The 20,830-nt window shown below is 35.8% G+C and carries 17 protein-coding genes; 5 read left to right on the top strand and 12 right to left on the bottom strand.

Translation table 11 applies throughout. The annotated features are described in order from the left end of the window. Window positions 1-153: 153 nt before the first annotated feature. From ACQVD9_RS11525 to ACQVD9_RS11560, 8 genes are all read right to left on the bottom strand, one after another. Entirely contained in the window at window positions 154-756 is a 603-nt protein-coding gene (locus tag ACQVD9_RS11525; protein ID WP_264746097.1) for an HD domain-containing protein, read from the bottom strand. Next, window positions 740-1,519, bottom strand: coding sequence for a lysophospholipid acyltransferase family protein (locus ACQVD9_RS11530; RefSeq protein ID WP_264746098.1), 780 nt, complete (start codon window positions 1,517-1,519; stop codon window positions 740-742). Before ACQVD9_RS11530 ends, ACQVD9_RS11525 begins: the two co-directional genes overlap by 17 nt. Window positions 1,520-1,606: 87 nt before the next feature. Further along, window positions 1,607-2,152: a DUF4124 domain-containing protein gene (locus tag ACQVD9_RS11535; RefSeq protein WP_264746099.1), complete on the bottom strand. Its 546-nt coding sequence runs from the start codon at window positions 2,150-2,152 to the stop codon at window positions 1,607-1,609. Window positions 2,153-2,220: 68 nt separating this feature from the next. Next, window positions 2,221-2,589, bottom strand: coding sequence for a hypothetical protein (locus ACQVD9_RS11540; protein ID WP_264746100.1), 369 nt, complete (start codon window positions 2,587-2,589; stop codon window positions 2,221-2,223). A 106-nt stretch (window positions 2,590-2,695) separates the two neighbouring features. Further along, window positions 2,696-3,463, bottom strand: coding sequence for a heme ABC transporter ATP-binding protein (locus tag ACQVD9_RS11545; protein WP_264746101.1), 768 nt, complete (start codon window positions 3,461-3,463; stop codon window positions 2,696-2,698). Beyond that, window positions 3,463-4,479 (bottom strand): FecCD family ABC transporter permease, encoded by a 1,017-nt coding sequence (locus ACQVD9_RS11550; protein WP_264746102.1) that lies wholly within the window; start codon window positions 4,477-4,479, stop codon window positions 3,463-3,465. The genes ACQVD9_RS11545 and ACQVD9_RS11550 overlap by 1 nt, the downstream gene beginning before the upstream one ends. A 109-nt stretch (window positions 4,480-4,588) precedes the next feature. Further along, the gene (locus ACQVD9_RS11555) at window positions 4,589-5,473 is read right to left on the bottom strand and encodes a heme/hemin ABC transporter substrate-binding protein (RefSeq protein WP_264746103.1); all 885 of its coding nucleotides are present in this window, start codon (window positions 5,471-5,473) and stop codon (window positions 4,589-4,591) included. A gap of 1 nt (window position 5,474) precedes the next feature. Further along, entirely contained in the window at window positions 5,475-6,539 is a 1,065-nt protein-coding gene (locus ACQVD9_RS11560; RefSeq protein WP_264746104.1) for a hemin-degrading factor, read from the bottom strand. 157 nt (window positions 6,540-6,696) lie between these two features. Between ACQVD9_RS11560 and ACQVD9_RS11565 the strand changes: the two genes are divergently transcribed. The 4 genes from ACQVD9_RS11565 (at window position 6,697) to ACQVD9_RS11580 (ending at window position 15,031) form a co-directional block, all read left to right on the top strand. Then, window positions 6,697-8,943, top strand: coding sequence for a TonB-dependent hemoglobin/transferrin/lactoferrin family receptor (locus ACQVD9_RS11565; RefSeq protein ID WP_264746105.1), 2,247 nt, complete (start codon window positions 6,697-6,699; stop codon window positions 8,941-8,943). Between the two features lie 140 nt (window positions 8,944-9,083). After that, window positions 9,084-9,440 (top strand): 6-carboxytetrahydropterin synthase QueD, encoded by a 357-nt coding sequence (queD, locus tag ACQVD9_RS11570; RefSeq protein ID WP_264746106.1) that lies wholly within the window; start codon window positions 9,084-9,086, stop codon window positions 9,438-9,440. A 153-nt stretch (window positions 9,441-9,593) separates the two neighbouring features. Further along, a complete protein-coding gene (locus ACQVD9_RS11575; RefSeq protein ID WP_264746107.1) occupies window positions 9,594-11,309 on the top strand; it encodes an autotransporter assembly complex protein TamA in 1,716 nt (571 codons plus the stop codon). After that, window positions 11,306-15,031 carry a translocation/assembly module TamB domain-containing protein gene (locus tag ACQVD9_RS11580; protein WP_264746108.1) on the top strand — a complete coding sequence of 1,242 codons (3,726 nt, stop codon included), beginning with the start codon at window positions 11,306-11,308 and terminating at the stop codon, window positions 15,029-15,031. The genes ACQVD9_RS11575 and ACQVD9_RS11580 overlap by 4 nt, the downstream gene beginning before the upstream one ends. A gap of 100 nt (window positions 15,032-15,131) precedes the next feature. On the opposite strand, the gene glpK is transcribed toward ACQVD9_RS11580, so the two are convergent. From glpK to ACQVD9_RS11600, 4 genes are read right to left on the bottom strand one after another with little or no spacing between them, the layout of a single operon-like run. Then, entirely contained in the window at window positions 15,132-16,619 is a 1,488-nt protein-coding gene (gene glpK / locus ACQVD9_RS11585) for a glycerol kinase GlpK (RefSeq protein ID WP_264746109.1), read from the bottom strand. After that, a complete protein-coding gene (gene ybaK / locus ACQVD9_RS11590) occupies window positions 16,619-17,095 on the bottom strand; it encodes a Cys-tRNA(Pro) deacylase (RefSeq protein ID WP_264746110.1) in 477 nt (158 codons plus the stop codon). The genes glpK and ybaK overlap by 1 nt, the downstream gene beginning before the upstream one ends. 2 nt (window positions 17,096-17,097) lie before the next feature. Next, entirely contained in the window at window positions 17,098-17,658 is a 561-nt protein-coding gene (locus tag ACQVD9_RS11595) for a response regulator transcription factor (protein ID WP_264746111.1), read from the bottom strand. A 10-nt stretch (window positions 17,659-17,668) separates the two neighbouring features. Then, on the bottom strand, window positions 17,669-18,946 hold the full coding sequence (locus ACQVD9_RS11600; RefSeq protein WP_264746112.1) for an ATP-binding protein: 1,278 nt from the start codon (window positions 18,944-18,946) through the stop codon (window positions 17,669-17,671). 162 nt (window positions 18,947-19,108) lie between these two features. Between ACQVD9_RS11600 and ACQVD9_RS11605 the strand changes: the two genes are divergently transcribed. Beyond that, window positions 19,109-20,830 (top strand): thiamine pyrophosphate-dependent enzyme, encoded by a 1,722-nt coding sequence (locus ACQVD9_RS11605; protein ID WP_264746113.1) that lies wholly within the window; start codon window positions 19,109-19,111, stop codon window positions 20,828-20,830.

Here is a 20,830-nt window from a genome sequence, read left to right on the forward strand (position 1 = left end):
TCAGAAAGTTTAACGTTAGAGAAAATCTTCTAAGCTATAGCACATTATAGCTGATGCTATTTAATTTTAGATAAGGCAACTTGCCAAAGATTCTAAAGGCCCACCTTCGATACCTAACACCCCATCTTTAACAACAGCAAAACTGGCATAATCTTAAATTATTTTACTAAGATTATCTCTGGCTTGTTGCTCTAATAAGTCAAATAGCTTTGCTGTTTGATAAATAGCTGGTCGTTTTATAAAAGACTTGAGTATAGCCTTACGTTTCATTTTATATAAAAAATAAGGAACCCAACTATATTCTTTTCTAATTTGTTGTTCATATTCTGCAAAACGTTGTGGTGTAGCTCCGAAAATAGCCAAATCTACGTCTACAATTATTTTCTCATCGATTGTTTGTGGCATTGTTTGATGAGCCGTTATCAGAATTAATTGCTGTACTTGATCTATAATACTTTGTTTAGCATTCAATGATCGCAAACACTCTGCCGCCCAATTAGCACTAAGCTGCTCATTATTATGACCTTTTACATTATAAATAGCATCATGAAACCATAATGCCATTTCAATAGCTATAGGTATTTCAGTCTGATCTTTTACTAAATCAAAATAACTAAAACATTCTTGCAAATGCTGTAAAGTGTGATAATGACGGTCTGACTGTGAATAATAATGAACTAATTTTATAAAAATAGTTTGATCTGCTACTACGCCTAGCTGCTGACAACTATCTATCCATCTAGTTTTTAGATCCATTATATGTTATCCAATGCTTGGCTATTTGTTGTTGTGCTGTGTTAGCTAAGTGGCTTCGGCTAGTATATTGATGGCTATCTAATACTTCATTAAAAATAACTTTAATAGTTAATTGATAACAGGTTAATACATTCCAAACACTACGTAACAAAGATATATCCCCAACAAATGCTGGTCGTGTTGTGATATTTCTTTGGGCATCTAAATACTGTATAGCAATGGGTATTACCCAACCCTTTGAACAATAAACAGGTTTAAATAATGAAGGTTTAAACTTATTTACACTTAAACCTTCAGAAGTAGTTCCTTCAGGGAAAACGGCTATACAATTTCCTGTAGCTAACTCTTTTGATAACTGCTGGTTAACCTGCATAATATCGCGTTTATTTTCTCGCTCGAGAAAAACAGTATCACCTAATTTAGTCAATCTACCAATAATAGGCCAATGGCTAATTTCTTGTTTTGCTACAAAGCGTGGCTTTATTACAGTAAAAATAACTAAAATATCTAGCCATGAAATATGGTTAGCTACAATCAAAGTATTATGTAATTGTTGTGGAAGATTACCTTCAATCACTAACCTGATATCCAGTATCTTCATTAATTTAGATGACCATGCACGAAGCACTTTGGCAGTTTTGGCCTCATCATAGAATCTTATAAAAAAGAATATTCTTATGGCACCTACACTAAAATGTAAACATAATTTAATAACACGCCATAATGCTATAAAAATATTAACGCTTTGTTTTACTGGTTGCATTGCTTAATGATGTTATGAGAAACAGCTCACTAGCTTAAAACAACTAGTGAGCTATTAGCAACTTCCTAATATAAATAATATTGCTATTTAGTAACCATTTAATTTTAATTTATTATTTTCGGCTGTAATCTGAATATTACCAATGCAACTATCTAATCCCTTAGTTTCTTTATAAAAACACAATATAGTTGTTTGACTTGGCATTTTACTAGCAAATAGTGTTTGCTCTGAGGATGTACTTAACTCTTCTTTAATCACTTTCATTTTACTACAAACAGAAGAAACTGTTTCATAGATAGTTTTATTGCCTGCCCTCTCTTTAATATCTTGTTGCATTTCTTGAGAAAACTGATCCAATAAAGCATCTCCATCTTTTGCTTTACAAGCATTTTCTATATTTGTAAAAAGCTCAGTAACAATAACGCTAGGTAATGGAATTGGTGTTAGACCATTTGCTAGCTGAACAACTGTTCCATTGGGTGCCATAACGGTTTTTTTTACTTGTACTGGGGAAGTAACACAAGGTTTATCTGAATAGAGATATTGCCCATTATTTTGCTTACATTTATATGCTTGAGCTTGAACTAAAGTACCTACACTACAAAGAATAAAAACAAATAAAAGTTTTTTCATATTATAATCCCTTATACATCAATAAATAATATTATGTGTTTTAAAAATCTTACAGCGGTTACTTAATACTAATGTATCCTCCTATAATCCATTTTAGGTTGAAATATATCCGTTAATATATTTTGAACTTTATTAAGGTCATTAATATTTAACTCTATCTCTTGTAATTTACTATTATCAGTAAAAAAATGCAAAGGTGTTGCAGTGCTTAGTTGAAACTGTAAAACACTATCAATAAATTGATAAGAGAATTCATCTGCTGTTGTTTGTAAATAATAAAGTTTATCTAAACACTCCGTATACACAATGGTATCAGGATCATCTAATACATCCCTGCAAATAATAATATAGTTAAGAAAACTATCTTTACTAAACCAAATACTTAAACTAAAGAAATTATCATCTTCATTTTCAATCTGGATTTTTGAAGCTTTCATTTAAATAGTAGTAACTCAAATAACCAATATAATTACTGCTAGGTATAATAATATAAATTAATTTAACTACCAAAAGGAGAATCACTTTGTTTAGAGCTATATCAAATTAACATGCAATAACTAGTGGATATCCCTGTATTGGATGTTTCTGGACTAATACATCCAAACCAAATATCGTTTTAACGTTCTCTATAGTTAATACTTGCTGAGGTGTTCCTTTAGTAAAAATTCTACCTTCCTGTAAAAATATTAGTTGATCACAATAACAAGCAGCTAAATTTAAATCATGTAGAATTACCATTACTGTAGCACCTTGTTGTGCACAGTACTTAACAACTTTAAGTAAAGTATGTTGATGTAATGGATCTAGCATGGAGGTAGGTTCATCCAATAACAACACTGACTGATTATTAATAGGCCATAATTGTGCTAATACGCGTGCTAAGTGAACTCGTTGTCGCTCACCACCTGACAACTCCAAATAGTTACGTTTTGCTAAATAGCTAATGTTTGTTAAATCGAGTACTTCCTCAATAATAGCTTGGTCTTTTTTAAACCCTGTATTGTGAGGTAAACGACCAAAACCCACTACTTCATTGACCAAAAAGGCAAAACTCAGGTTAGCTGTTTGCGGTAATACAGCTAAACGACAGGCTCTCTCAGTGGCTTGCCAATCAGCTAACAGTCTATCATCTAAAGTCACTTGCCCTGCTACACTGGCAAGTTCGCCACATAACCCTGCTAGTAAAGTACTTTTACCTGCTCCATTAGTACCTAATACACCTAACAACTCACCACTCTGCAAAGTTAAATCAATATTATCAATAATTGTTTTGTCTGCTCGTTGGAGAGTTAAGTTTTCAGCCTTGATCACTAAAACCTCCTACGCATCAGCAAATATAAAAAGAATGGTGCACCCAATAGCGCTGTTACAATACCTATCTGTAATTCTGCTGGTGCTAAAACTACTCTCGCCACAATATCTGCAAGTAAAAGCAAACAAGCACCTGCTATTGCCGAAGCAGGCAATAATATTCGATGATTAGGACCTACTAATAATCGTATAAGATGAGGTACTACCAAACCAATAAAACCGATCATACCTGTTGCAGCAACTGCGGTACCTACACCTAATGCGGTACAAACAATCAATTCAATTTTTATTCGCTCTACATTAACGCCTAAATGACGAGCTTCAGACTCCCCTAGTAACAAAGCATTTAATCCATTAGCGCGAAAAGGTAAAAAAATACAAATAGCAATCGTCACTATTAATAATGGCCACAAATTAGGGTATACAGCTCCATTTAAACTACCCATATTCCAGAAAGTTAGTTTACGTAACATACTATCATCGGCAATATAAGCTAATAGGCCAATCCCTGCGCCTGATAAAGCAGTAATAGCAACCCCGGCTAAGAGCATTGTAGCAACATCCGTTCTACCATTACGTAATCCCAATCTATACACTAACCACGTAACAACTATTCCACCTAAGAAAGCAAAAATAGATAATAGATAAGGTTCGATAATTAAAGGAATAGTTAAAGATGTACCAAAAACAATAGCAATACCTGCCCCTAAAGCAGCACCACTCGATACACCTATTAGCCCTGGATCTGCTAAAGGATTTCGAAATAACCCTTGCATTGCTACCCCACAAATTGCTAGTACAGCACCAGCCATTACTCCTAACAAAGTACGTGGCATACGAATTTGCCAAATGACTAAACTGTTTTGAGAAGCCTCTGGTTGTGAAGTGAATAACACATACCAAAGCTCTTTAAAAGAAATAGGTATCGCACCAATACTTAGAGATAGCGCAAAAACAAGGATTAATAACAAAATTAATCCTATAAAAAGAGGCTTTATAGCAACTCTACTAATCATGTGTTCATCATCAAATATATTAATTATCTTACGACAAAATAATGTTTAATCTGTTCTCAATAGTAACAGTTTAGCCATTTATAATATCTTTGTATATTTTGTTAAATAATTACAATTGTTTAATTACAGCAATGTCATAAGGAAAATTATAGAATATATGAGCTAACCTTGTTGCCTCTTCAGGGATTCTAGGACCTAATCCTGCCACTAATAATGAAGCATCTAATAAGACTATTTTATTATTCCTAGCAGCATTAGTAATAGTTAATGCAGGTGCAGTTTTACTAATATTGGTTATCAAGGCTTGTTGAGTGCTGCCACCTCTATCTGCCACAATAATAATATCAGGATTTAAAGCTGCTAATGCTTCATTAGAAACCACTTTATAACCATTAAAATCCATTACATTATTACCACCTGCTTGTTCTACTAACCAATCACCAGATGTTTGTTTACCTGCAGCTAATAATCCTCCATGTAAACCTATTACTAGCAACACCTTTGGTGTAGCTTGAGTTTGTCGTGCAGTATCTATAGCTTGACTCAATTGATTAAGTTTATTTTGATAGTTTTGAAATAACTCATTAGCTTTTGCTTGTCTATTAAGTAATTGGCCTAAAATAGATAAGTTATTTTGTAGTGTTTCTAAGTCAGGTTTATCAGATAATACCTTAACTTCTATACCTAAATCTTTTATCTGTTGCAGCACAGTGTTAGGCCCCATTTCGGCACTACCTACTAATAAGTCAGGTTTTAATGAAGCAACACCTTCTGCACTCAACTGCCTTTGATAACCAACCTTAGGTAGGCTGGTTACTTTTTTAGGATAAAGACTAGTAGTATCAATACCTACCAGCTTATCTTCAGCATCTAGTAACACTACCCACTCTGTAATAGAACCTCCCACACTTACAATATGTTTAGGTTCTGAATGAGCATAACTTGTTAATACAATACCTAATAGAAATAATAATGCTAAATACCAACGATACATTCTATTTATCCTCAAGACTAGGAAATGATTCTGCTAACTCACGCCATCCTTTACGCTCTGGAATCCCAGGCCTACGTGGACCAAACAGCTGTAATATAATACTGCCACTTGCATCATAAGCTTCTATACTAGTCACGATGCCCTCTGTAGTTGGCCTTCTTACTCGCCACAACTCAGCAACACCTTCCATTTTAAGGTGTAAATCAAACAGTGGATCTAATACATTAAACCAACCATTAACCCATTTAAGATTTTCCACTAAGCCCGTATGAATCTGCACACAATTATCATTGCCCACAAACACCATAATTTTTTGCTTTAGCTTAGATGCTTTTTCAAATACTTCAGGTAATAAATCAATTGCTAGAGACTCAGCCCACTCTTTACCTATTAATTTTAAAGCCTGCACCCTACCCAACTTATAATCTTTTAACATGGGTACAAAATGGTGAGTATCTTTTAACTCGGCCCAACTTTTTCGAAATGCCTCTACATCTAACTGTTGATCAGCAATAGTTGGCTCACTTAATGGTTTTGGTTCTAACTGTAATGTTTGACTTTGTTCTGGATCTTTAAACCTGTCAATAAAGGGTGTCCATGCTTCAATATTACTGCCTTCTATCAAATAAACTTTATGAACAGCTACACCCTGTTTATCAAATATTTGAATACTACGCAAAATTCCATCTTTAACTATTTTCTCAGGAACTTTATCAACAACTGCAAAGACACTTCCCCAATTACTCATGAGGAAACGTAAGTCAATATCAGGAGAAACAATTAACCCTACTTTGTTATCTTCTCCTATTGCCGTATCAATATAAGCCCCTTTACGTTCATGTACGCAATACTCATTACGAGTTAATGCCATAATCTGACCAAAGCTTTCAATAGCTGGCATTAACAATCCCCATTCGGGTAATAATTTGATTGTATCAATGCCAACCCTACTGGCAACAATTTCACCCTCACTAACACCTAGTTGGTTAGCTGCATCCAATATTCTGAGTTGAGGTTGCGTTTCTTTTAATGAAGACCATTGTTCATACAGTGTTGCAGTTTTCATACTGATATTTCCTAAAAGCTGTTTTGTTGTTTTAGAAAATACTACCTAAAAACCATTTAAATGTAAATCTAAATGATAACTATTTGCATTAAGTTTATTATTTATGTAAAGTTTGCCCTCCTAAAAATAATAGTTAATTTTTTATCAGGGAAAAAATATGTTCACTTTTAGCAGGTCCCAGTTTAAGAAACATCTATATGTAGCACTAGTTGTACCAAGTTTAGTAGTGGCAAAAGAATTACCAAAAGAGAACCATTTAACATTACCTACTTTACAAATCAGTGAAAAACTAGAAGACCAACCTCCCCCTAATGTCTCTTCTATTCAAAATAAAACCCTTGACCAACGTTTCATTAGAAACTTTGAAGATTTAGCTAAAAGAGCTGAACCAGGGATTAATTTCAATAGAACTAACCAAAGTATTAATATCCGCGGTTTAGAAAAAGACAGGGTTCTTACCACAGTTGATGGAATACGCCTTCCTTACTTAGATGATCGTATTCGTGGTGAAAAGGGTGGTGTTGATAGTATTGATTTTAATACTTTATCAAGATTAGATATTATTCGTGGTTCCAATGGCTCACAATCAGGCTCTGGTAGTTTAGGGGGCTCTGTTAATCTTTATACCCTAAGCCCTGAAGACTTACTTACCAAAGATAAAAATTATGGTGCCCTTTTTAAAACCGACTATGACTCTAGTGATCAAAGTTATGGACTTAATATGGCCGTGGCAGGCCGCTTCTCAAATACTTCAGTACTTATTCAAGCAGGTAAGCGTCATGGTCATGAGCTTGATAACAAAGGCCATAGCAACTTATATGGAAATCAACGCACTACTCCTGAACCTACAGATACTAAACAAGAGAACTTTCTACTAAAAGTAAAACAGGATTTAGGTTCTGGTCATCAAATTGGCCTTACAGGTGAACAATTCACAAAAACTAAAGATATAGATTTACGTACCAGTCAAGGTACAACTTATGCAATAGATAATAATGACAGTAGAGAAATTGTTAAACGACAACGAATTTCTGCTGATTATAAATATCGTACAACCTCCAATGATAGCTGGTTAGATGAAGCTGATGCTGTTCTTTATTGGCAACATGCAGAACGAGGTAATAAGCAACAAGCCTATCGTAACAGCAGACCTATTGGTAACTACATGCGCCATAACCAACTACAAAAAGAAATGTATGGTACTGCAGGTAGTATTAGTAAGATTTTCAACCAAGGAAATATTGATCAAAAAATAACCATAGGTGGCGAATGGTATCAGTTAAATGCTAAACAAACAGCTAGTGGTTACGATAACTGCCCTGTATTTACCTCTGTGCCATCACCTTGGGATCCTAATTTTGCTCTTTATATGGCCTGTAGCTCATTACATACCAATCAATCAGATATGCCTAAAACACATGGTCAACAATGGGCTGTTTATTTAGCTGATGAAATTAGTTTTGCTAATGAAAAAATAACAGTAACGCCTGCTATTCGTTATGATTATTACAAACATACGCCACAAAATACTAAAGACTATGTGGCTGGTAATGTACTTAATCAAAACACCAGTAGTTCAAATAAAGATTCAAAAGTATCAGGTAGTCTTACCATTAAGTGGCAATTAGCTGATCAGCTAACAGCCTATGCTCGCTGGTCACAAGGATTTAAAGCGCCAGACCCTACAGAGTTGTATATGAACTATATCAACACAGGTGTAGGTTATGCCACATTAGGCAATGCTAAGTTAAAACCAGAAGAAAGTAACAATTTCGAATTAGGTGCAAATTTAGGTAATGAACAACTAGGTGGCTCAGTTAATTTATTCTATTCCAAATATAAGAACTTCATTGATAGTATTACTGTTGATAATAGTACAATGCAAAGTTTAGGACTTGATCCAAGCACCTATCGTTATGGAGTCGATCGTTGGGAAAATCGCAGCAAAGTGCATATTTATGGTGCAGAAGCAACTGCCCACTGGCAATTTGCCAACAATTGGAAAGTTTGGAGTTCAGCAGCTTGGGCTGTAGGTAAAGATCAACAAACACATCAATATCTAAACTCTATTGCACCACTAACAGGAATCATAGGATTAAACTACCAACGTGATAATTGGGGTGGTGATATTATGATGACCAGTGCAGCAAGAAGAAACAAAGTCGAAAATGATGCTGACTTCAAAGCACCTGGTTATGGTGTTGTAGATTTAACAGCCTACTGGCAACCATCAGCTGTTAAAGGACTGCGTTTACAAGCTGGCGTATTCAACTTAATGGATAAAAAATATTGGAATGCTTTAAATATTCCTGATTCAAGTGGTATGCCTACATCCCTACAACCTTATGACTACTATAGCGAACCAGGTAGAAACTTTAGGGTAGCAGCCACTTATCAATTCTAAGTTTTAATAGATTCTGTTTTAAAAACAGAATCTATTACTTTATAGCTGTTGCTATATACTCATATTTCAATATAAAGCATAGAGTTAATAACGGCTCCTTGTTACAATATCACTTTTAATAGCTTAACGAGTTAACTACCTTGGAATTATTTAAAGAATTTACATTTGAAGCAGCCCACCGTTTACCCCACGTCCCAGAAGGGCATAAATGTGGACGCTTACATGGACACTCTTTTAAAGTCATCCTCTATGTTCAAGGTGAGGTTGATCCTAAAATGGGTTGGATAAAAGACTTTGCTGAAATAAAGGCTATTTTTAAACCTATTTATGAACAACTGGATCATAATTATCTTAATGACATTGCAGGTTTAGAAAATCCTACCAGTGAAAATTTAGCCATTTGGATTTGGCAACAGCTAAAACCACTACTACCTGAACTCTCTAAAATTTGTATCAGAGAAACTTGCACCAGCGGCTGTGAATACATTGGTAATTAACTTATAGATAAAGGGTTTAGAATCGATTTAAATATTATCTATAACAGAACGTACTATATCTTTTGATATTATTTTTTGTTTTAATCCAACGCTTAAACATAGTTTTCTACAAATTATAACTGCTTGTACTACTAATACTGGTCTAACTTCACTATGCGTTTCCACAACACCCTACTTTTTACTTTAGTTAGCTACTCAACAGTATTAGTAGCTAACCAAATTAGTGTAGAGGTTATACCAGAAAATAAAGCCATTAAAGATAATATTGAAGCCTACATTGGTACTTTTGAAGACCAAGATACACCTACTCTATTACGTCTGCAAACTGTTGTAAAAAAACAAGCGATAGAGGCTACTCAAGCACTTGGTTACTATGATACTCAAGTACATACAAGGGTAAGAGGCAAAAAAACTAATCACCCTACCCTGAAAATAAAGGTTTTATTAGGTGATCCTGTTTATTTAAGAAATGTAAATATTGATATACAAGGCGATGCGGCTACGCTTAAAGAATTTAAAATACCCAGTGGCCAAGACTTAACAACAGGCGCCATCTTAAATCATGGTGTCTATGAAGGTGCAAAATCACAAATCAAAGCACAAGCCTTACACTATGGTTTCTTTTTTGGTGAATTTACTCAACATCAACTATTGATTAATCCAGAAGAAAAAAGAGCTGATATCAATATTAAATACCAAAGTGGCCCTCGAGCAACACTAGGAAAAGTTACGTTCAGTAGAGAAGATAACCCCTTTGATGAAGACTTACTATACCGTTTTGTAAATTTTAAAGAAGGGACTCCTTACAATTCAAACCTAATTGCTGAACTCAATAATAACCTACAATCTAGTGGTTATTTTGAAGATGTACGGATTGATGCCATCCCTACTGACAAAGAACATACTGAACTGCCTGTTACTGCCCAAGTTAAAGCAACTAAATCAAGAGTATTAAGTATGGGACTCGGTTTTTCTACAGATATTGGACCGAGAACACAATTTGGCTGGGAACGCCCATGGATTAACAGCAGGGGCCATAAACTAGGTTTTAATACAGAAGTTTCAGGGCCTAGACAAAATATTACCACATGGTATCAAATCCCCATGGAAGACCCATTAACTGACAATGTACGTTTTACTGCCGGTTTACAACATGAAGATATTGTAGACACTGAAAGTACCTTGTTAACCTTAGGAGTAGAACGTAACAAGAAACTTGATAGCGGTTGGATGCGTACACTCTTTTTACGTTGGCAAAATGAAACCTATAAAGTAGGTGAAGAAGATGCTACTCGTATGTTTCTAATGCCTGGCTTTAATTACTCTTATCTAAGATCTGATAATAGTATTGATCCATCTAAAGGTTATCGGTTGCAATTTGGTTTATCTGGTGGCAAAGAAGGTCTCTTATCTGCTGCCGATTTTATTCGTTACACTGGTTCAGCAAAAGGTCTTTACACCTTTGCTGATAAGCATCGTTTTTTAAGCCGTATTGAAGTAGGCGGAATCGATAGCCCAAACTATGAAAAAATACCGCCCTCATTACGTTTCTATGCAGGTGGTGACCAGAGCGTTCGTGGTTATGACTATCAAACACTCTCACCCAGAGATGATGATCACAAAAAGATAGGTGGCCGCTATATGATCGCTGGTAGCATGGAATATCAATATCAATTTGCTGAAAAATGGCGCGCAGCTACCTTTATTGATAAAGGTAATGCTGGTGACTCATGGACAATGGGCCTAAAAACAGGGGTAGGTGTAGGTATACGTTGGGTATCGCCTGTTGGCCCTATTCGAGTGGATATTGCCCATGGTGTTGAAGATAACTCGGTTAGACTCCACTTTTCAATGGGGCCTGAATTATGAAGTTAACACGTAAAATAGCAAAATACTTTTTTATCATTTTACTTATTTTAATCCTATTGCTTATTGCAGCCCTGTCATTTGCTGTAAAAACCGAGACAGGAAGTCGTTACTTACTTAATATTGTACCCGGTTTAACAATTACCAACCCTCAAGGTACATTGAGTGGAGGCTGGTCAGCAGAACAATTAGTTTGGCAAAATGATGGTATTAAAGTAACTATTAACCATCCTATCCTTGATTGGTATGCGAGCTGTCTGGTTAAAGCTAATGTGTGTATTGATAAACTTAGTGTTGAACAATTAAATATTAAACTACTAGATAATAAAGACACTGCCTCTAATGAGTCAGCCAGTGATGAACCTATACAATTACCTACCATCCATTTGCCTGTCAGCATTGATATTAAAACTATTCAACTGGATAAATTAATACTTGATAACCAAGAAATCATTAGTCAAACCTTATTAACTAATACCCATTGGAGTAATGCTAGTGTAAGTTTTGAATCATTGACGTTATATAGTGCTCAAGCAAAAGCTAATATAGCTTTACAAGGTAATATTCAATTAGCGGACAATTGGCCACTGAATATTGCAGGGCAGTTACAGTTGGATCAATTACTTGAAACACCTTGGCAAATTAAACTGAATGCCCAAGGTGAACTACAAAAACAATTAAATTTAGCCATCGAAAGCAGTGGCTATCTACAAGCCAAGATCAATGGTTCTGCACATGTTTTAGAAAAAGATTTACCTGCTGATATAACTGTAAATATTAATGACTTCTTTCCTAGTAATGTTGCGGACTTACCCAAAAGCCTAACTATCAAGCAGTTAAACCTCAACGCGAAAGGTGATTTAGCGAAAGGATTTAGTATTACAAGCCATGCAACACTCGCAGGGCAAACAACCCCTGTAAACGTAACCTTACAAAGTTTAGTAACAGATAAACAAGCAGAACTACAAACACTTACTCTCAATACCACAGAACAACAGTTTGTAAAAATCACTGGCCAAGCTAATTTTCAGCCTAGCCTACAAGCGAAAGCTACTATTGATTACCAACATTTTCCTTGGCAACAGTTATATCCACTAGAATCCTCGCCTCCTGTTGATCTAAGTACATTACTAGCAAACCTACAATATCAAAACAATAACTATCAAGCGGATATCAAAGCTGCCTTAACGGGGCCGGCTGGTAATTTTGCTGTCACCTCGAAATTACTAGGTGACTTAAAACAGATTACCCTTGAAACATTACAAGTAGATACACCAGATAATGGCAATATCACAGGCAAAGCAAAAGTAACATTTGATCCTACTATTACATGGCTAGCTGATCTTAATCTAAAAGCAATTAATCCAAACTATTGGGTACCAGATTTAATAGGACTATTAAATGGTAATATTCATAGTACAGGTACGATAGTAAATAGTGCCATAGAAACAGATAGTAAAATTGATATTACAGGGACTTTACGTAATCAGCCTACTCAAATTAAAACTCAAGTTTTAGCCAAACAGCAAATATGGAAAATTCCTGAGCTACTGGTAAAAGTAGGAAATAATCAGATTACAGGACATGCTGAACTTAACAAAAATATCCAAGCTAACTTAGATATTAATATGCCTTCACTCAACCAACTTTTACCAGAATTAGCGGGTAATTTAAGAGGCAAAGCCCAACTTGCAGGTAGCTTACAACAACCACAAGGCAGTGTTAACTTAACAGGACAAAAATTAGCTTATCAACAACAACGCATTAACCAATTGCAACTAACTGCCAATTTAAATGCTCAACAACAAGCCACTGTCAAACTACAAGCAAATCATATTAGATCAGGTACTACCCAGTTAGGTAATTTAATTATAGAGGGTAATGGTAATATCAATAATCAACAACTAACATTACAGTTAACAGATGGACTGGTTAAACTAATAACTGCTATAAAAAGTCAGCAAGACAAACAACATAATTGGATTGTTGATATTAATAAATTACAGTTAGCCTCGCAAGGTCAAGACTGGCAGCTACAAAGCCCAACTAAACTACATTATAGTGCCGTAGGCGCGCTTACTCTTGACAGTCATTGTCTACAAAATGGTCAGGCAACCCTTTGCGCCATTGAGCAACAAAAATTACTGCCAGAGACACAAATTAACTATAAGTTAGCTAATTTCCCTTTAGACAGTTTAAAACCTTGGTATCCTGAAAATTTCAATTGGAAAGGTATTCTTGCAGCTAACATTGTATTAAAACTGCCACAATCTGGTCCTACTGGAAAAATTGAAATAAATGCTAATAGTGGTACTTTCCAACTGAGAGAAAACTCTGAAGAAAGTTGGCATGACCTACCCTACCAAAAACTTTCATTATTAGCAGATTTAACACCAAGCAAAATCACCTCACATTTAGACTTTATAGGTGGCAACTTAGGTAGCTTAAAAAGCCAACTTACCATCAATCCATTAGCAGCTAATAAACCGATTGCTGGTGATTTCTCTATTAATGGCTTAGATATAAGTATCTTCCAACCCTTTGCTCCTGATATTAATCAACTCGAAGGTAAAATTAATGGCCAAGGCAAAATCACAGGATTCTTAGAGAAACCCTATGTATCAGGTAAAGTAACACTAAATAATGGCACGGTATTAGGTGATATACCTGTTAGCTTAGAACAACTGCAAGTAAATGCTCTAATTGAAGGCGAAAGCCTTAAACTTGATGGTTCGTGGCGTAGTGGTCAACAAGGTAATGCAAAACTTAATGGCAATGTTAATTGGGGTAATGGCCTTAATATCAATATGGCTGTGCAAGCCAATAATTTACCTGTCATTGTAGCGCCTTATGCTAATTTAGAAGCAGGCGCTAATCTAAAATTACAGATGGATACTGAAACCTTAAATGTTAGTGGTACTGTTCAAATTCCTAGAGGTGCTATTAAAGTTAGGGATCTCCCTCCCTCTACAGTAACCATTTCTTCTGATGCAGTCATTGTTAGTAGTACACAATCTACTGAAACTAAAGCACCTATTCGCTTAAATATGGATGTTGAAGTGCTTATTGGAAGTGATCGCCTTAGTTTTCAAGGCTTTGGTCTAACATCTAATATTACAGGTAACTTAAAAATTACCAGAGACTTATTTACACAAGGCTCTGTTAATCTCAATGATGGTATTTATCGTGCTTATGGACAACGTCTAAAAATTAGCAAAGCCAGAATTTTATTTACTGGTTCACTCACAGAACCCACTTTAGATATCGAAGCAATAAGAGAGGTTGGTGATGTAACAGCGGGTATACGTGTAACAGGCCCAACCAGTGAGCCTACAGCTAAAGTATTCTCCAATCCACCGATGAATCAAGATCAAGCGTTATCTTATATTATATTTGGTCGCCCCATGTCATCAGGTGATAATAATGTACTCGCCCAAGCAGCACTTGCTATGGGGGTAGCAGGTTCTTCAGAATCAGTTGCAAATGTTGCAAGTAAAGTAGGTATTCAAGATTTCCAACTTGATACAGAAGGCTCTGGAGATGATACCAGCATTACAGCAAGTGGTAAAATTACAGAAGACTTAAGTATTCACTATGGCGTTAATATTTTTAACTCGCTTAATACTTTAATGTTCCGTTATAAACTTACTAAAACAGTTTATTTAGAAGCAGCTAGTGGTGCTGCAAGTTCATTAGATATTTTCTATAAGAAAAGTTTTAAATAATTATATAGCTGTTACTATTTAATTTTAGATAAAGCAACTTGCTGAATACAGTACAACCAGTACTGCAAAGTAAATCAACACAAAAGTTAAATGGTAATAGCTATACGCCCGTACGCACGCGTTTAATGGCCTCTAACCATCCATGATAGAGTTGTTGGCGTTTTTCAACAGGCATTACAGGATCAAAGCGACGTTGTAAATGCCAATAGCCAGCTATTTCATCTAAACTCTTATAAAGTCCTGCTTGTAAACCCACTAACCAAGCCACACCTAAAGCAGTAGTTTCACTCACTTCAGGACGCTCTACGGTAATATCCAATATATCAGCTAAGAACTGCATTAACCAGTTATTAACTACCATACCACCATCTACACGTAAAGTAGTTAAGGGACTGGTGCTATCTTGTTGCATAGCCAATAATAAATCACATGTTTGATAACACACCGATTCTAGGCCAGCTGTCACAATCTCTTGAATGCCTGTATCTCTGGTTAAACCAAAAATAGCTCCCCTAGCCTTTGGATCCCAATAAGGGGCACCTAACCCTGTAAAAGCAGGAACTAAATACACACCTCGTGTATCAAGGGTTGCTTGCGCTATTAATTCTGCATCTGCGGCATTATCAAATAAACGTAAACCATCACGTAACCATTGCACTGTAGCGCCAGCCACAAAAATACTACCCTCTACTGCATAAGTTGGTTTACCTTGTAAACGGTAAGCAATGGTAGTCAGTAAACGATTAGTAGAAGCAACGGGGTCATCCCCCGTATTTTTAATCATAAAACAGCCAGTACCATAAGTACTTTTGACCATACCCTCTTTAAAGCAAGCTTGCCCAATTAAAGCAGCTTGTTGATCCCCTGCTATACCTAAAATTGGAATACTAGTAGCAAATAAATCTTGTTTTGTGTTACCAAACTCTGCGGCACAGTCTAATACTTTTGGTAGCAATGATTCAGGAATATTAAATAACTCTAATAACTGTTTATCCCATTGTTGGGTATGAATATTGAATAACATGGTACGCGCGGCATTAGTAGCATCTGTATAGTGCGACTCTCCTCCCGTTAAATGCCATAACAGAAAACTATCTACTGTACCAAAACGTAATTCACCTTTATTAGCTTTTTCTCTAGCATCAGCAACATTATCTAGTATCCAACGTAACTTAGTTGCTGAAAAATAAGGATCTATTAATAAACCTGTGGCAGCCATTATTTGCTGTTCATAACCCTGCTCTTTTAACTCACTACAATAGTCAGCGGTACGGCGATCTTGCCAAACAATAGCAGGATAAATGGTCTTACCTGTTGCAGCATCCCAAACAATGGTTGTTTCACGTTGGTTAGTAATACCAATACCAACAATAGCATCACTTGTTAGTTTTGCTTGCTCTAAAGCTTGTTTACACAGGGCTAATGTTGTTTGCCAGATTTCTTGTGGATCATGCTCAACCCAGCCATCATCAGGAAAGGATTGGGTAATATTCTGTTGCGCTGTAGTGACTGGCTGACCTAACTGATTAAAGATAATAACTCGGCTACTTGTCGTTCCCTGATCAATCGCTAAAATATAGCGGGACATTACTCTTTACCTTTACCAATAGGCGCAAATTGAGCTTTTAATAACTCAGCCAAATCCTTTGGTGCTAAAGCTATATCTAACCCTCTACGACCACCACTTACATAGATCATATCTAACTTTTCTGCTGAATCATCTATAACAGTTACTAAGCGTTTTTTTTGTCCCAATGGGCTAATACCACCTACTAAATAACCAGTTACTCTTTGTGCCACCTCAGGGTTCGCCATTTCTACTTTTTTAGCACCCACAGCATGCGCTATTTCTTTTAAATCAAGCTTCTTTAAAACAGGCACAACACCTACAAATAGTTCTTTTTTATCATTAGTCACCAACAATGTTTTAAAAATATTCTCTGCTGGTACACCTAATTTTTCAGCTGCTTCTAAACCATAAGACTCAGCCTGCGGATCATGTTCATAGGTAACCACTTGATGGTTTACCTTTTGTTTCTTTAATAATGCAATAGCAGGTGTCATTATTAACGTCTTACTGGTCGTTTTTGTAGTTTACGTTGTAATGTACGACGATGCATACCTAATGCTCTAGCAGTAGCAGAAATATTACCATCATACTCACTAAGCACACGTTGGATATGCTCCCATTCCAAACGATCAACTGACATTGGACTATCTGGAATCAGCTTATCAACATCCACATGCTTAGCCAATAGTGCTGCTAGTACATCATCTACATCTGCTGGTTTACATAGGTAATTACAAGCACCCCTTTTAATGGCCTCAACTGCGGTAGCAATGCTAGAATAGCCTGTCAAAATCACAACACGCATTTCAGCATCAACTTCTAGTAACTTAGGTAATAATACTAGACCAGATTCACCATTCATTTTTAAATCAACAACAGCATATTCTGGTGTATCTTCATTAGCTATTTTTAATGCTTCATCAGAAGTACTAGCAATTGAAACACGCAAACCTTTTCGAGCCAATACACGCGCCATAATATGAGTAAAGGTTTCGTCATCATCCACTAATAATAAATGTGGTTGCTCATCCCCATCAAATAAGACTTCTTCTGTCATAATAACTCTCTTATGATTGATTTTTTATGCGTGGTAATTGCAATATTGCTATTGTCCCTTTTTCTTTATGATTATACAACTTCAAACTACCACCTGCACGAATAACACTCACCTGACTTAAATATAAACCTAAACCAAAACCTTTTTCTTTAGAAGAAACAAAAGGCTTAGCCATGCCATCTTCCATAAACGAAGGTATACCTGATCCTTTATCATGAATACTAATAGTAAAATCATTTTTAGTCCATGCTAACTCAATGTCTATCTCTTCTGGGCAAGCATCAGCGGCATTATTTAAAATATTTAATAGTGCCTGACTAAGAATAGTATGAGGTTTAAATATAGGCTCATCACTCTTACCTAGTAGCTGATAGTGGTAACTTACCTCTGGACGCATCAAATGCCAACGTTGCAAAATGGTATGTAACCAACTAGTAACCGTTTGCAGTTTTATATCATGTAGTCGTTCAGCTTCCGCAGCTCGGACTAACTGTTGCAAACTACCTTTACATAGCTGAACTTGGCTTTGCAATAATGCTAAATCATCCTGTAATGCTTTATCAGTATAAGTATCCTGTAAATCCTTTAATAATACATTCATGGTAGATAGTGGAGTACCTAGCTCATGTGCAGCGCCTGCTGCTTGTGCTGCTACCGCTAGTAACTGTTGATCATGCAAACCTTCTTCACGCCATTCTGCTATTTTCTGGTCTTGTTGTCGTAAAGCAATCGCCATTTGACTTACAAAAAAACCAATCAATACAGTAGAAAATGTAAAACTTAACCACATTCCTACTAAATGCAAATTAATTAACAATGTTTCGGTATCGCCCGCCCAAACACTCTGGATTTGCAAAGGAATATTCCATATCCATAATAAGCTATAACCTAAAATAGCATACCCCACTAAACACAGTGTATAGAACCAAGGTAAGGTGGCAGCGGCAATAGTAATAGGCACTAAAAAGTAAGATACAAAAGGATTAGTCGCCCCTCCTGTACAATATAAAAGTAAACAATGGATGGTTAGGTCATAAGAGAGCTGTATAGTGTATTCAATATCAGAAACAGGCCATGAAATATAAGTTAATCGAACTACGGTTAAAATACATAAAATAGCTGACCCAACAAAAGAAAAAATAAGCACATCCCAAGGCAAATCAAATAGCTTATAAATATAACAAATAGCTACTGAAATAATCTGTAAAGACAATACTAATACTCGTATTGAAACTAGTCCCCATAAATTAAGCCGACTAGCAAAAAACCATTTAGCTGGAACTAACATAAATTCTCTTATTAATCCTAACAACTACCAAACTACTTCTATTCTGGTAACTTAATTTAACTAATTTCTAATATATTTATACGACCATCGTAATAGATAATCGAACCAATCATCCTACTACTTATCAATATTAAAGATGTCCTATTATACGGAGAAATATTAATGAGTACTAAGCAAGTTGCACAAATTGTCATAGAAACTCTACAAGAAGCTGGCGTAAAGCACTGTTATGGAATTGTAGGAGATACACTTAACTATGTTACTGATGCTATTCATAAAAGCCAGATTGATTGGATTCATGTTCGCCATGAAGAAGTAGGTGCTTTTGCCGCAGGTGCAGAGGCTTATTTAACAGGACACCTTACAGCTTGTGCTGGCTCATGTGGCCCAGGCAGTTTACATTTTATTAATGGTTTATTTGAGGCGCATCGTAATGGTGCACCTGTGGTACTAATAGCCAGTCAAATTGTTACTGCTCAACAAAATACTGATTTCCCACAAGAAGTAGACTTTAAAGCAGTTTATAGTACTTGCTCGGTTTTCTGCGAACAGATTATTAATCCCAAAGAAGCTAGAAAAATAACAACAATGGCTGCACAAACTGCACTAAACAAAAAAGGGGTTGCTGTTATTATTTTACCTGCTGATATCAGCCAAGCAGAAGTAGTTGATATACCTGCTATTAAAACTTATCATCCTAATCCTATTACTATACCTAATAATGATGAGTTACAGCAAATAGTTAGTCTTATAAAACAAGGTAAAAAAATAGGTATTTACGCCGGCCTTGGTTGTCAATATGCTCATGATGAACTCATTGCCTTAGCCGCAAAACTCAAAGCACCTATTGCACATACCTCACGTGCTAAAGATTTTGTAGAGTATAATAACCCCTATAACGTAGGTCTAACAGGTATGTTTGGTATGGAGTCTGGTTTTCACATGGTAAAAAACTGTGACACCTTACTACTACTAGGTGCAGACTTTGCTTGGTCACAATTCTATCCAGATAAAGCCAATATTATTCAAATTGATAAAGATGCTTCTCACTTAGGTAGACGTCACCCTATTGCTTTTGGTGCAGTAGGTGATATTAAAGCAACCTTAACTGCATTATTGCCATTAATCAGTGAAAGAGAAGATACTAGCTTTTTAGAACAACATCAAAAAATGCACATTAATGCAACCACTAAACTAGATAAAAAAGCACAAAGTACTAAAAGTGGCCAAATTCATCCTCAATATCTAGTAGAACTACTAGATCAATATGCTACAGATGATGCTCTATTTACAGCCGATGGTGGCTCTCCCATGGTATGGCTAATGCGTCACATTAATACTAATGGTAAACGCCGTACCCTTACTAGCTTAAAGCATGGCACAATGGCTAATGCGATGCCACAAGCTTTGGGTTTACAAAAAGCCTTTCCTAATCGCCAAGTTATCTCTATTTCAGGGGATGGTGGTTTAGCTATGTTACTAGGTGATTTATTAACAGCTATTCAAGAAAACCTACCTATTAAAATAGTAGTACTTAATAATGGTTCACTGAACTTCGTAGAACTAGAGCAAAAAGTTGAAGGTTTAGTAGATAACTATACTGATTTAAAAAATCCAGATTTTGCAAAACTGGCAGAAGTAATAGGGTTTTATGGACGTAAAGTTACAGAGTCACAAGACTTAGAAGTAGCTGTTAAAGAATTCTTAGCACAATCAGGCCCTGCCCTCTTGGATGTACATACCAGTCCCTATGAACTAGTTATGCCACCTCAAATAGAAATGGGGCAAGTTATGGGCATGGCTTTATATGGAGCAAAGGCAACTCTGGCAGGTCGAGGTAAAGAAGTAGTTAGTTTATTAGTAGATAACTTTTTGAAAAAATAA

It is taken from the genome of Entomomonas sp. E7T21 (assembly GCF_058693955.1).

Excerpts from the sequence above, each read along its gene's own strand:
- glpK (WP_264746109.1), bottom strand. The coding sequence starts at position 16,619 with ATGTCCCGCTATATTTTAGCGATTGATCAGGGAACGACAAGTAGCCGA.
- ACQVD9_RS11595 (WP_264746111.1), bottom strand. The coding sequence starts at position 17,658 with ATGACAGAAGAAGTCTTATTTGATGGGGATGAGCAACCACATTTATTA.
- ybaK (WP_264746110.1), bottom strand. The coding sequence starts at position 17,095 with ATGACACCTGCTATTGCATTATTAAAGAAACAAAAGGTAAACCATCAA.
- ACQVD9_RS11535 (WP_264746099.1), bottom strand. The coding sequence starts at position 2,152 with ATGAAAAAACTTTTATTTGTTTTTATTCTTTGTAGTGTAGGTACTTTA.
- ACQVD9_RS11525 (WP_264746097.1), bottom strand. The coding sequence starts at position 756 with ATGGATCTAAAAACTAGATGGATAGATAGTTGTCAGCAGCTAGGCGTA.
- ACQVD9_RS11605 (WP_264746113.1), top strand. The coding sequence starts at position 19,109 with ATGAGTACTAAGCAAGTTGCACAAATTGTCATAGAAACTCTACAAGAA.
- ACQVD9_RS11555 (WP_264746103.1), bottom strand. The coding sequence starts at position 5,473 with ATGTATCGTTGGTATTTAGCATTATTATTTCTATTAGGTATTGTATTA.
- ACQVD9_RS11550 (WP_264746102.1), bottom strand. The coding sequence starts at position 4,479 with ATGATTAGTAGAGTTGCTATAAAGCCTCTTTTTATAGGATTAATTTTG.
- ACQVD9_RS11530 (WP_264746098.1), bottom strand. The coding sequence starts at position 1,519 with ATGCAACCAGTAAAACAAAGCGTTAATATTTTTATAGCATTATGGCGT.
- ACQVD9_RS11565 (WP_264746105.1), top strand. The coding sequence starts at position 6,697 with ATGTTCACTTTTAGCAGGTCCCAGTTTAAGAAACATCTATATGTAGCA.
- ACQVD9_RS11580 (WP_264746108.1), top strand. The coding sequence starts at position 11,306 with ATGAAGTTAACACGTAAAATAGCAAAATACTTTTTTATCATTTTACTT.
- ACQVD9_RS11560 (WP_264746104.1), bottom strand. The coding sequence starts at position 6,539 with ATGAAAACTGCAACACTGTATGAACAATGGTCTTCATTAAAAGAAACG.
- ACQVD9_RS11540 (WP_264746100.1), bottom strand. The coding sequence starts at position 2,589 with ATGAAAGCTTCAAAAATCCAGATTGAAAATGAAGATGATAATTTCTTT.
- ACQVD9_RS11600 (WP_264746112.1), bottom strand. The coding sequence starts at position 18,946 with ATGTTAGTTCCAGCTAAATGGTTTTTTGCTAGTCGGCTTAATTTATGG.
- ACQVD9_RS11575 (WP_264746107.1), top strand. The coding sequence starts at position 9,594 with ATGCGTTTCCACAACACCCTACTTTTTACTTTAGTTAGCTACTCAACA.